This is a genomic window from Providencia sp. TYF-12, from assembly GCF_041344805.1.
GTDB lineage: Bacteria > Pseudomonadota > Gammaproteobacteria > Enterobacterales > Enterobacteriaceae > Providencia > Providencia huashanensis.
Genome location: NZ_CP166833.1, coordinates 4,532,973 through 4,546,412, shown reverse-complemented (window position 1 = coordinate 4,546,412; position 13,440 = coordinate 4,532,973). Strand labels below are relative to the sequence as shown.

General features: G+C 40.8%; 9 protein-coding genes. 3 read left to right on the top strand and 6 right to left on the bottom strand.

Going from position 1 to position 13,440, the window contains the following annotated elements; all coding sequences use genetic code 11:
- Positions 1–309: 309 nt before the first annotated feature.
- Both tpiA and ABE954_RS21310 read right to left on the bottom strand, forming a co-directional pair.
- Entirely contained in the window at positions 310–1,080 is a 771-nt protein-coding gene (gene tpiA, locus ABE954_RS21315) for a triose-phosphate isomerase (protein WP_042846683.1), read from the bottom strand.
- Positions 1,081–1,258: 178 nt separating this feature from the next.
- Complete coding sequence (locus ABE954_RS21310) at positions 1,259–1,888, bottom strand: DUF1454 family protein (RefSeq protein ID WP_181468839.1); 630 nt, start codon at positions 1,886–1,888, stop codon at positions 1,259–1,261.
- A 36-nt stretch (positions 1,889–1,924) separates the two neighbouring features.
- Here ABE954_RS21310 and ABE954_RS21305 point away from each other — a divergent pair, with 36 nt between their 5' ends.
- The gene (locus ABE954_RS21305) at positions 1,925–2,344 is read left to right on the top strand and encodes a DUF805 domain-containing protein (RefSeq protein ID WP_042846682.1); all 420 of its coding nucleotides are present in this window, start codon (positions 1,925–1,927) and stop codon (positions 2,342–2,344) included.
- Between the two features lie 89 nt (positions 2,345–2,433).
- Here ABE954_RS21305 and fpr read toward each other — a convergent pair whose 3' ends face one another.
- Entirely contained in the window at positions 2,434–3,180 is a 747-nt protein-coding gene (fpr, locus tag ABE954_RS21300; protein ID WP_042846681.1) for a ferredoxin--NADP(+) reductase, read from the bottom strand.
- A gap of 448 nt (positions 3,181–3,628) precedes the next feature.
- On the opposite strand from fpr, the gene emrD reads away from it, so the two are divergent.
- Positions 3,629–4,813 (top strand): multidrug efflux MFS transporter EmrD, encoded by a 1,185-nt coding sequence (gene emrD, locus ABE954_RS21295; protein WP_048605741.1) that lies wholly within the window; start codon positions 3,629–3,631, stop codon positions 4,811–4,813.
- A gap of 83 nt (positions 4,814–4,896) precedes the next feature.
- On the opposite strand, the gene ABE954_RS21290 is transcribed toward emrD, so the two are convergent.
- The 3 genes from ABE954_RS21290 to ABE954_RS21280 all read right to left on the bottom strand — a co-directional run bounded on the left by ABE954_RS21290 (position 4,897) and on the right by ABE954_RS21280 (position 12,024).
- Positions 4,897–9,348, bottom strand: coding sequence for a hypothetical protein (locus tag ABE954_RS21290; RefSeq protein WP_371025679.1), 4,452 nt, complete (start codon positions 9,346–9,348; stop codon positions 4,897–4,899).
- Between the two features lie 285 nt (positions 9,349–9,633).
- The gene (glpK, locus tag ABE954_RS21285; protein WP_042846678.1) at positions 9,634–11,160 is read right to left on the bottom strand and encodes a glycerol kinase GlpK; all 1,527 of its coding nucleotides are present in this window, start codon (positions 11,158–11,160) and stop codon (positions 9,634–9,636) included.
- Positions 11,161–11,163: 3 nt separating this feature from the next.
- On the bottom strand, positions 11,164–12,024 hold the full coding sequence (locus ABE954_RS21280) for an MIP/aquaporin family protein (protein ID WP_042846677.1): 861 nt from the start codon (positions 12,022–12,024) through the stop codon (positions 11,164–11,166).
- 304 nt (positions 12,025–12,328) lie between these two features.
- On the opposite strand from ABE954_RS21280, the gene zapB reads away from it, so the two are divergent.
- Complete coding sequence (gene zapB / locus ABE954_RS21275; protein ID WP_042846676.1) at positions 12,329–12,568, top strand: cell division protein ZapB; 240 nt, start codon at positions 12,329–12,331, stop codon at positions 12,566–12,568.
- Positions 12,569–13,440 lie beyond the last annotated feature (872 nt).

The window sequence follows — 13,440 nt, the reverse complement described above, 5'->3', positions numbered from 1 at the left end:
TAATGTAAAAGAGTAAATCTATATAGTCAATTGATTTTAATGGTTTTATTTTTACTTTGTTTATATTTGAATGTTGTCTTAATTATGCTCTCTGGTTTTTCTTAATCATTTGTTTATTAATTAATTTGAAGATTAATTTTAATTATTTTAAATTTAAATAACTTCAGGTTTTAAATCTAAAGCTATATTTTATTATGTGAACAAAAAGTATTAGAAAGTATTTAATATATTCCATTAAATATAACTATTATCTAATAAAAAACCGCCAATAAATGGCGGTTAAGAATAAACATGAATAACCTAATAAGGTTATTTAGTTTTTTTCGCTTCAGCTGCTGCTTTTACAATGACTGCAAATGCGTCAGCTTTTAGTGATGCACCACCAACTAAAGCGCCGTCGATATCTGGTTGAGTAAATAACTCAGCAGCATTACTTGCATTCACAGAACCACCGTATTGGATGATCACTTGCTCAGCAATTGCAGCATCTTTTTTCGCAATATGAGTACGGATAAACTTATGAATTGCTTGTGCTTGGGCTGGAGTTGCGGATTTACCAGTACCGATAGCCCAAATTGGTTCATAAGCAATTACTGCACCTTCGAATGCTTCTGCGCCTAATGAATTCAGTACAGCATCGATTTGGCGAGCACAGACTTCTTCAGTTTTACCTGCTTCATTTTCTGCTTCTGTTTCACCAATGCACAGAACTGGGATTAAACCTTGTTCTTTTAATACAGCGAATTTTTTAGCAACAAATTCATCACTTTCATTGTGATAGGTACGGCGCTCTGAGTGACCAATAATAATGTACTTGGCACCGACATCTTTCAGCATTTCAGCAGATGTTTCGCCTGTGAATGCGCCAGACAGGTTAACGTCAACGTTCTGTGCACCTAATGCAATACGGCTACCTGCCAATGCATGTTTAGCTTGAGTCAGGTAGATTGCTGGTGGCGCAATTGCTACATCGCAGCCATCAACGCTGCTAAGTTCATTACGCAGACCTGCGATCAGGTCATTGACCATATGGGTGCTGCCGTTTAGTTTCCAGTTACCCATTACCAATGGATGTCGCATGTTGTTTCCTCCAACCAGAGAGTTTGAATGATTAATCAATAAGTTATTCATTACGCGCTGATGTTGTACGCGCAACGTGACAGTTTTGTCGCCATTCACCTTTCGTATTATAAGAACAATAGATGATAATAGCTTTGCTTTTTATCATGCTTATTCTGAGAGCGTGATCACTACCCGTTTAGGGCGTTTGTTGTTCTAGCTTAATCGGTTCAACAGCAAAAGTAAGCACATTATTGTCACTTTTTACTAAAATATACCTCAATACCCCGAAGCGAGCTTCTTCAGCCCGGTTTGTGTTTTTGTCTGCCATAATTTTATTTAATGCCTCAGTGAGTTCAGGAGCTTTATCAAGTGGGACATCGGGGGCAAATTGGTGGATAATTGCGATGGTATAGCGTTCCATTAACTGTTGGTTTGCTTGTGCTTCTTGGCTATTTTCTGCAGGGAGTAGCGTAATTTGTAAGCTCTTAATCTTTTCGCTTCCACGCTCTAAAACCGCGGATGAGTATATGTATTGGTTTATACGAGAAGCTGCCCGAATATAAGGTGCGGAAATGTCTTGGCTGGCAATCACTTTATATTCGTGAAGATATAAATCTTTATAAGTTTGGTTAAATTGATTGCGCAATTTAGGAATGGTGAGGTCAAAAGAAGGGGCATCAGGAGCTAAATAGGCGACTTCAACGTCGGTATCTGGCATTGTTGGCACTTTCTGAGCCAAGACCAATTGTGGCACACTAAGCGCAAAAATGGTTATGATGGCGTATATAGAACGAAATAAGGTTTGGGGCATTTTTTTGACACTCATTCTTTGGGTTTTCATATTGTATCAGGATTATAGGTAATGACATTACAACAATGGGCTTTTTCCTTCAAAGGTCGTATCGGTCGCCGGCCATTTTGGGTAGGTATTGCCGCCACTTTTATTTTAATAACGGCTGTTGCACTATTACAAAATGTATTTTTATTGCCTGAAATATTCTCTTTAGTTTTCTTTATTGTATTACTTTATCCCCTAGCAGCGATTTTTGTGAAGCGTTTACATGACCGAGGTAAGTCAGGGGGCTGGTTCGGGTTAATCGTACTCGCATTTGCCCTGTTTTCGATAGATGTCAGCCAATTTGAGCCGATATGGCAATGGGGAATAGGCCGTTTTTTACCTTTGCTAATTACCATGATCATGGTTTTAGATTGCGGCGCTTTTTTGGGAATGGAAAGTGCGAATCAGTATGGTGAGAAAACAGAACCCGTTGAGTATCTATAGCGTGAGGCTATGGAGCCAAAACTACCCTGAGCATCTCTCAGGGTAGTACTTTTACATGATTGCTAATGTTGCGGGTCCATTGGGCCTGTTTACCAGTATTGTTCACTAGAAATATGGCCGGGTTTTCGGCGTAGGTGCTTAACCATCCCGTGGCTATTTTTCAGCATTTCGCGCGTATCTCTTACCATCTCAGGGTTACCACATAACATGACATGGCAGGTATCAGGAGAAAGGGTTACACCTACTGCATTCTCTAGCGCATGGCTTTCAATGAGAGCGGGGACACGCCCATGGAGAGAGTTTGAGCACTGTTCACGGCTCACGACAGTGACAACCTTAACTTTCCCATGAAATTGTTGTTCTAAAGCTTTCATGAGAGGCAAATAGCTTAAATCTTTTGCAAAACGTACTGCATGTAGCAAGATGATATTATCAAAACGCGCTAAGTCTTTACCTTCTTGTAAGATGGATAAAAACGGCCCGATGGCAGTTCCGGTTGAAAGCATCCATAAATTTTTGCATTCTGGTATTTCATCCAAGACAAAAAATCCGGCAGCTTCATCCGTGATTTGTAAGGTATCGTTAGGCTTTAATTTTGCAAGTTGTGGGCTTAATTTCCCTCCAGGAACAATCACAAAGTAAAATTCAAGCCGGTTATCGCTCGGTGCGTTAACGTAGGAATAGGCTCGTTGAACTCTTTCTCCCTCGATTTCCAGTGCTAATTTAGCGTATTGTCCGGCTGTAAAAGGTTTAATTGGCGCCTCAATGACAAGGCTAAATAATGCATCAGTCCAAAATTTGGCTTCAATGACTTTCCCAGTTACCCAATTTGCCATAAATTCCACCTCTTAGTATTTCAAAATAAACTAACTAAAACGACATATTGATTACATGAATTAGCTAGGGAATGGATCATTAGGATTTAATACTAAATCAGTTCACTATTTATGCTTATCGATAATGTGTCCCAGTGATTTATTCTTAAATATGGCTTATTTTCAATTTCAATGTACAGTTATCTTGACAGTGTTGGCGAATATTACTGCCATTGTTAAATAAACTAAAATGTACTGCTACTACGAATAAAGGGTAATTTTTGTTATCTTAATCACAGTAGGACAAAATCTGTTGTTTGCTATTTACCTGAAGCAGGTTTAAAGCGCAGAACAACAATTAAATATTGATAATTTAATGTCTAAATAGTCGCTGTATTATTTTTAAATAATACAGCGTTATTGTGTGTCCGGATTGTCTATCCGGGGTTTTGATATATTTGAGAGAAAAATGAGAAAGCTGGAACATTTCAATCTGTTATTAATGTTAATTGCATTAGCGGCTGTCGGCCAAATGACACAAACTATTTATGTCCCTGTGATAGCTGAAATAGCGGTGTATTTTAATGAGCCTTCCGGGGCTGTTCAGCAGGTAATGGCCGCTTATTTATTTTCTTATGGTTTTTCACAGTTATTGTATGGTCCGTTGTCCGACCAAATTGGCCGCCGACCTGTTATTTTGTTCGGTTTGACAATTTTCTTATTTTCCACCATCTTGGCGATTTTTGCTCCAACCTTGACGACATTAACAGTTGCCAGCGGTTTACAGGGGCTAGGTACTGGCGTAGCTGGTGTGATGGCGAGGACCATGCCGCGTGATTTATATAAAGGCACTGCGTTGCGCTATGCAAATAGTTTATTAAATATGGGGGTATTAGTTAGCCCATTATTGGCACCCATGTTTGGTGGTATATTAGCCCATTTTTGGGGGTGGCATGCCTGTTATATTTTCCTGTTTATCTTAGGTGCATCAGTGTTATTAAGTATGTACCGTTGGCTACCTGAAACCCGCCCAGTTTCGCCTGAAAAACACAGAATGGTTGATTCATACCGAGCGCTATTATCAAACGGCTCATTTTTATCGTATTTAGCAATGCTGATAGGCGCGTTAGCAGGGATAGCCGTGTTTGAGTCGAGTAGCGGTGTATTAATGGGGGGAGTTTTGGGGTTAAGTAGTATCACCGTGAGCATTTTATTTATTCTGCCGATCCCTGCCGCTTTTTTTGGTGCTTGGTATGCAGGGCGTGAAGGAAAAACCTTTTATCACCTGATGTGGCACGCCGTATTAATTTGCCTGCTGGCAGGTATCATGATGTGGCTACCAAGTTGGTTTGGTATTATGAATACATGGACATTGTTGGTGCCAGCCGCCGTCTTTTTCTTTGGTGCTGGGATGCTATTTCCTTTAGCAACAACGGGGGCAATGGAGCCATTCCCTTATTTAGCGGGTGCTGCCGGAGCGCTGGTAGGGGGATTGCAAAATGTAGGTTCAGGGGTTGCAACATGGATCTCTGCATTGTTACCACAGGATGGGCAGTTTAGCCTTGGGCTTTTAATGTTTTTAACATCCATACTGGTTTTATTGTGTTGGCTGCCATTAGCTAAACGGATGGGTCATACAGAACGAACTGTTTAATGGATAAAATAAAGTGGGAAACGATAGGTTGTCCCACTTTATTTGCAATATTAGGCGGCAGTGCCGTTAGGTTTATTGGGTGATTAGGCGATTAAAGGCGAAACAATCTGCGTAGGTTGTGGCAGTATTGCTCCAGGAAAAAGCGATAAGTTATCCTTTTGATCAATTGTTGATAGCAGCGCCGGTTGTTCTGCTATTGAGTTAAATTCGACTGGGCTGTCATAATTTACAAACGCGGTATTTTCTGCCAATTGGTCTATGCTGTTTTGGTAGAGCCAAATTGAGCTAGGTGCCACGTTATCCTGCAAGTGTTGGTCGATATACACTTTGATTCCAACTAATTCTAAGCCCGGGGTACTGTCGATGGTTCCGTTGATAGTCAATATGTCTTGGTCTACAGAAAGATACCAGCGTTCTTTTGGTGTATATTCTTCAATTCTACCCTGCTCATTATAAAGCTGTAGTGTTACCCAATATGTATGTTCGCTATTAGTTAGGCCAAGTTGTTTAATGTTAACCAGTTGATGAATATGTACATCAGATAGTAAGTTTCTTTCTGAGGGGACATTAAGTTGGCGATTAGAAATAAAACGTTTATCTACTTGAATATCAAGGTGGTTAATCGGCTTAAATTCATGTATGGCTAGTTGTATTTCATCCTCACCAAATGGGTCACTTAATGAAAAATCCTGTTGGTGTAATTGGCCGTTTTCGACCCAGCTAGCGCGTAGTTTACTATGTTTATCAATACGCGATAAATTTACCTGACCAGTCTTAGCATTAACCAAATCATGTTCGGTTGCAGACCAAAACAGCTTAGTGCCACGCCAATAATTATCTAGCTGTAATTTTTCTGGTAGCATTTGCCCATTACTGTTAGAAAACAAACGATTTGCCAGTGATTCAGGGTTTTTATATTGAAAAATGATTTTTGCTGCATCTTTGTTGCCCGCTTCTTTAACTTCCAGTTTAACCAATTCCCCCTTGTCAGCAATTTTTAAGTTCAATTGGTTATCAAATATAAAAATATCTTTTGTTTCAGAGAGTAAGCCGTGGTGCGTTGCGTAAGTAACTTTGAATGAATAGTCCTGGTAGTCATCATCAAGAGATTTTGTGATGAATTCATCATGAGGGGCATTTATGGTGCTAGCGATCGTTTTGATGATATTCAGCCGACTATAAGGATGAAGGGTACCATCCGTCATTCGCGTAAATTGCCTATGTAGCCAATATATTGGGGTATCACGCTGAATATAGTGTTTAGAGTACTTGTTTTGATGAGCTTTTTGAATGAGAAAATCTTGGATTTTTGCTACGAAATAATCAGAGTGAGGAAGAAAAGCATCGTTATTGGCTAAGAGTTCCATAGGCGAGGTGGGGTACATTGCTGGCTTGACCTCAGTAACACCACCGTTAACCGATAGCCGTTTATAGGTAATATACCGTTGCTGTTGTTGGTCATAGGCAATGTTTACCCCATTGCTATACTCCTTAAATGGGTATACTTCTTTATTATTAGTATGCGGTAAGCCTAAGCCATGGCCATATATTTCATGCCATAAAATCCCCGAATCTGCCAATCCCCCGCCATAATTGGGTGAAGCTATCCCCAACAACCAGAAAAAAGCACCATCAGGTATTAAAGGCTCGATAGCGGAGTAATGAAATTCAAAATTGAATGAGGTTAATTTTGCTAATTTGGAGCTATTCATGTATGCCCAATGAATCTGTGAAGCGGTAAATTGCGGAATTACTTTGGGGTTATCATATTTAGGGTTTGACAGAATACGGGTGGTAAGGTAGCCATTAATATAAGGGTTTAGTGCTGGGGACTGCGAAACAGCTGGGTAACTATAGAGAGTAAAGTGTTTGATTGGTAGCCTAGCGGCGGCTTCTATCCCCCAACTTAGGGGGGAGTAGGTGTAAGTGCCATGCCCTTGTTGATAAAGGCTAGTAGTATGGATATGTGAGGTTATTGAGTGATTGGGTTTTACGTTTAATTGGAAATTACCATTTTCCTCGGTATAAGGCATAAGAATCGGGGTATTATCGGCTAAAATGCGAATTCTAACCCCCGGTTGTACCCACTCGCTTTTTAATGGGGCGGTATAGCTTTGATGATGCAAATCATTAGCAGGAACACTCATTTTTATGGGAATTGGTAATAACGTTTGCGGTAGCCTTTCGGGGCCCACTAACCTTACTCGGCCTAGTTCTTTTCCCTCCTTTGTGCTGACTATCGCGACAAAATCAGGTGATTTCGCGGAAGATTGACTAGTCACATCGACTTTAACCAATGCCCAACGGTTGGCGGATAAACAGAAATAGGGGGTATCTGGTGCCTGCAGGTGAGTCTGTGCGAGTTGAATATTATGTACTTGCATGTCATGGGGTTTAGGGTGTTTTTTGGGGCTGGGCTCATTATAGATAGGGTCTTGGATGGTAAAGGTTTTTTTCCCAGGGATGGAAACCAGTGGAGGGGCTTCCATTTGTAATTGAACGGATATTGGGGCAGAGATATCCCCATTTTTCATTACGGCAACAAAATCAAATTGCTCTACTCCGTGGTGATTAAAGTGATTATCTGGCTGGTATTGCCATTTCCCGGTTCTCTCATCTAGCAAAACGTCGCCAAATTGTGGTTTTTCAATTAACTGATACTCCACAATGTTTTCATCTGTAGGGAGATCGCCTGTGACGGCACCTACGATGAAAGGGTCTAATGATGATGTTGGGTTTTCAACAATAACAATAGGGAGGATTTGTTCTTGATAACCAAATTGGAGGAGGTCGAGCTTCCGGTTTTGTAAATCAGTAATATTTAACTGATATGTCTTTTTATTCCAGTTGACACGAATGTCACTATCATCAATGTGCTGGTGGATATAGTCTTGCAGGTATTGTGCAAATTGTTCAGGGGAGGTGAATTGGGTTTCTGTCAGTTTAAACTCTTCACGATAAATCTCAGTAATATGGCTATCTTTATCCGTGAGTTTTAGTGAAAGGTGTGTCCAGTTATTAATTTGGTCTTTATCAATGCTAATGGATTGAATAATTGCATTATCTTCTATTTTTTTATAAACGGTATTGGGAACATCAACATAGGGAACAGGCACGTTTCTTTTTAATTGAAATTGGGAAATGCAAATACCTTCTCCAACAATTATTATTTGGTTATTTTTATAGCTGACTTTTACTAATGGGTGGGATAATAGACTCAGTTGATGGTTGATCTTATTTTCAATTTCTTGGGCTAATTCAGGCCAAGAAGACCGTGATATTAATGCGATGTCATCTAATTTTAGAATTATATTTTGATGTTCACTGCTAAGGACAATTGAAAAATATTCTGATTGTTGAAGGGTTTCATCTGTTAACAGTATTGAGTTGATCGCTGAATGAGGTAAGGAAACCACTTGTTGGAAGCCATGTGGGTTAAATGACGGTGTATTTTTGTTTGTTTTGGTTATGTCAGTCTTAGATTGGATATAGCTAAAGGCACTTTCTGGAATACGCTCTATTGGTGATTGCCCTGAACGATATAATAAGTCAAATTTAGGTGGTGATGTTTCTGTAATTGTCTTAATGCTAAAATTTATTGTGCCATTTTTATCTATATGCCCAAGGGAGATAGCCTGATGTTCATTCGAAGGTATAATATGAATGTCTCTTGAGCCTATGCTTAATGTCGCGCACTCCTGTAATAATGAAGTATCTAGGTATAAGGTCCAGTCACCTGAATCGGTAAACGTTATTTCCCCGCTATAATTCCAACCAGTTCGGTAAGTTTGTTCGGTAATTACCGAGTTCTGCTGCGAAAAATTGGAAATGATATGGGTATTTTTTTCAATATCATTTTTACCTTTAATTTGGTAAGTGCTAACTAATATTCCTTGTGGCGCATTATTTTCTTTTTCAGTTTTTGCACTGTTTTTATCATTAACATCAATTAATGAAAGCTCATTGATAAATTTTTGCATTGATGGAGAGGGGGGAACATCGTCATTTTCAATGATGAGTAAGCTACCGCCAGTCAATTCGAGGTAATGGCGTAGTAGCTCGACTTGTTTATCATTACTGCTAGATGAAACAACGACCGTATCATAGTGGCGGTGCCATTGCCCACTGGGTAATAAGAGGTCTGCGATTTGGTCTGCGGCACGTGCATCCCCCTCTTGCCATTTAGTTGGTGAATTAGAGCTATCAACAAATAAATTATGGCTGGGGTGGAATTCAGAGCCTGAAAATTGAAACTGTTCAACGGTGCTCAGTACATAATTGGGCTTGTTTCCACCGGATAAACGCGGCGAATTCATTAACCAATTGAAAAAAGTAAAAGTAGCTTGGCTGGTGGTAGATTGGCGCGGGTTTTCTTTTAATCCACGAATTAAGTCAGAATCGTTTTTTATTATTGCTACTCGGCTGTTTTGTTTATAATAGCCAAACTGTAGTTTTTTTTGCTGTATTTGTTCTGAAACAAGCGTAGATGTGGTTAGTTTATATAAATAATTTGTAGGTTTCTTGAGGTGTTCCATACCCATTTTCCTTGAAAGAATAAGTAATAATACATGTAGTTCAAGGTGATTTTAGATAAACTCATATGGGCTTTCTAATTTATTATTAGTCTGATTATTGGCTTTCTATTTATGAGCTAATTGGTTTTCCCTGCCTTGTCTCACCATTCGAAAGTCAATAAATTGATTTTCCTCGTTTATTTTCAAAAACTATTCAGTTTACTGCCAAACACAATATATCAGTTAATCGTTTAAGGCAGTGCCGAAGCACCGCCTTAAAAAACAATAAAGTGTTAGTGGCAATAATTAACCACGGTCTTCCCACTCTTGAGCTCGTGCTACTGCTTTTTTCCACCCTTCATATTTGAAATTACGTTCTGTCGTTTCAATACCAGGCTTAAAGACACGCTCAATAGTCGCTTTACTTTGTAGTTCATCAAGGTCATTCCAGAAACCAACGGCTAACCCTGCAAGATAAGCAGCACCTAGTGCTGTACTTTCACGAACCTCTGGGCGTTCAACAGGGGTCCCGAGAATATCCGCTTGAAATTGCATTAGGAAGTTATTGGCGACAGCACCACCGTCAACACGTAGTGCTTTTAAACGTTCGCCAGAGTCTGCTTGCATTGCGTCAAGTACGTCACGAGTCTGGTAGGCGATAGATTCTAGCGTTGCGCGAATAATGTGATTACGGTTAGCACCACGGGTTAAGCCAAAAATTGCTCCTCGCGCATAAGGGTCCCAATAAGGGGCTCCTAACCCTGTAAAAGCAGGAACGACATAGACACCATTACTGTCTTTCACTTTAGTGGCAAAATATTCGGAGTCAGTCGCTTCATCGATTAATTTTAGCTCGTCGCGTAGCCATTGAATGGAAGCGCCCCCGACGAAAACCGCACCTTCAAGTGCATAGTTCACTTCACCTTTCGGACCACATCCTATGGTCGTTAGTAAGCCGTGATTAGAGCGTACCGCGGTTTCTCCGGTATTTAACAGCAAGAAACAGCCTGTTCCATAGGTATTTTTCGCCATGCCAGGCTTGACGCACAGTTGGCCGTACAGCGCCGCCTGTTGGTCACCCGCCATTCCTGAAATTGGGATACGCGTTCCACCTTTCCCCCCAATATTGGTTTGGCCATAAACCTCTGATGATGGACGAACCTCTGGGAGCATGGCGCGTGGAATATTTAGGGCTTTAAGAATTTTATCATCCCATTCTAGGTTGCGGATATTAAACATCATAGTACGGGATGCGTTGGTATAGTCGGTGACGTGGACACGGCCTTGTGTCATTTTCCAAACTAGCCATGTGTCAACGGTTCCAAACAGTAATTCCCCTTTTTCTGCGCGTTCACGAGCCCCTTCTACGTTGTCTAAAATCCATTTAACTTTTGTGCCGGAAAAGTAAGGGTCAACGACAAGGCCTGTGTTTTGGCGAATATATTCTTCTAGATCACGGTCATTTTGTTTGAGATGAGTACAAAAGTCAGCTGTGCGGCGGCATTGCCATACAATCGCATTATAAACAGGCTTACCTGTTGCTTTCTCCCAGACAATAGTCGTTTCTCGTTGATTAGTAATGCCAATCCCAGCGACTTCATCAGTTCGGATATCTGCTTTGGCAAGAACTTCAACTAAGGTCGAACTTTGTGATGCCCAAATTTCCATAGGGTCATGTTCTACCCAGCCTGGCTTAGGATAAATTTGTGTGAATTCACGTTGTGAAATACTAATAATATTTGCATCGTGGTCGAGTACAACCGCTCGTGAACTGGTTGTGCCTTGGTCAAGTGCGACAATATATTTTTTCGCAATAGTGGTTTCTGTCGTCATAATTTAAGCCTGTTCCGAAGATTTGGTGTTTTTAACGGATAACTTTTCTGTTTTGGTCTCTTCTTCACATACCATGCACGGTAGGTGGCGACCAATAAGTTTACGATAGGCGAATGCCCCTAGCAGACCACCAACAATAGGTGCTGTCAATGGTACAAGGAAATACGGTATATCACGGCCACCTGTGAGCGCGATGTCACCCCAGCCTGCAAGATAAGCCACAACTTTCGGCCCAAAATCGCGAGCAGGGTTGAGGGCGAACCCTGTTAGTGCACCAAATGAACCGCCGATAACTGCGATTAAAATACCAATTAATAGTGGAGCAAGTGGGCCACGAGGTACGCCATTACCATCATCAGTTAGCGCCATAATTAAACACACTAAGATGGCAGCAATAACCACTTCAATGAAGAAGGCATGAGGAACGCTGATTTGTGGTGCAGGGTAGGTAGAGAATACCCCTGCGGTAAATAAGCTTTCTTGTGTACCCCTAATAATATGGTGAACTTGGTCGTAATCGAAAAAAACGGGGGAATACATAGAGTAGACTAATGCCGCTGCAAAGAAGCCACCTAGCATTTGTGCGATGATATAAGGGATCACTTTGCGCTTATCAAAACAAGCGAATAGCCATAGTGCAAGGGTCACCGCAGGGTTTAAGTGAGCACCTGAGGTTCCCGCTGTAAGATAAACGGCTAAGGCAACACCGAAGCCCCAGATAATACTGATTTCCCAGAGACCAAGTTGCGCCCCTGCAATCCTAACTGCGGCAACACAGCCTAAACCGAAAAATACTAGCAGTGCAGTGCCTAAAAACTCTGAGATACACTGACCAGTGAGTGATGTAGTCGTCATTTGGCTCATATGTTTCTATCCTACGAAAATGAAAATTATTGTAATGTTTTTTTAGTTAAGACTTTCTAATCGAAAATCATTAGCTGTAAATTTATCGTTAAAGAACATAAACGAGAAATATCGAAATTGAAAAATGTGTGTTACATCACTAAAGCGAAAGAAAACAACCAAAAATAGTGACGAGTTCGACCTTTATGGTGTGATCTGACCAGTATTTTTTATCAATGGTTATTAGTATTCAGATGGAAGGAACTGGACACAGGGGATCATGCTACTTACAATCGTGTAAAAGCAGATAAGGGAGACCTAACAAATGTCATTTGAAGTATTTGAGAAACTCGAGTCCAAAGTTCAACAAGCGATTGATACAATCACGTTGTTACAAATGGAAATTGATGAATTAAAAGATAAAAATGGTGCACTAAGCCAAGAACTAGAAACGACAAAGTCAGGTACTGAGTCTTTAGTGCGAGAAAATGAACAACTCAAACAAGAGCAGCAAGCATGGCAGGAAAGGTTGCGTACTTTGTTAGGGAAGATGGAAGAAGTGTAATTTCTCGTCATACTTCGCGTTGTAGGGGTGTTGGCTTCGTCTCTTCGCCCTAGTCACATACTTATGTATGCTCCTAGGGTCTTATCGACTTTGCCGCCTGCCTACAACACGAATTATTTAGAGAAACGTTTGTCATACTTTGCGTTGTAGGGTGTTGGCTTCATCTCTTCGCCCTAGTCACATACTTATGTATGCTCCTAGGGTCTTATCGACTTTGCCGCCTGCCTACAACACGAATTATTTAGAGAAACTTTCGTCATACTTTGCGTTGTAGGGGTGTTGGCTTCGTCTCTTCGCCCTAGTCACATACTTATGTATGCTCCTAGGGTCTTATCGACTTTGCCGCCTGCCTACAACACGAATTATTTAGAGAAACTTTCGTCATACCTTGCGTTGTAGGGGGGTTGGCTTCGTCTCTTCGCCCTAGTCACATACTTATGTATGCTCCTAGGGTCTTATCGACTTTGCCGCCTACCTACAACACGAATTATTTAGAGAAACTTTTGTCATACCTTGCGTTGTAGGGTGTTGGCTTCGTTTCTTCGCCCTAGTCACATACTTATGTATGCTCCTAGGGTCTTATCGACTTTGCCGCCTACCTACAACACGAATTATTTAGAGAAACTTTTGTCATACCTTGCGTTGTAGGGTGTTGGCTTCGTCTCTTCGCCCTAGTCACATACTTATGTATGCTCCTAGGGTCTTATCGACTTTGCCGCCTGCCTACAACACGAATTATTTAGAGAAACTTTCGTCATACCTTGCGTTGTAGGGTGTTGGCTTCGTTTCTTCGCCCTAGTCACATACTTATGTATGCTCCTAGGGTCTTATCGACTTTGCCGCCTGCCTACAACACGAATTATTTAGAGAAA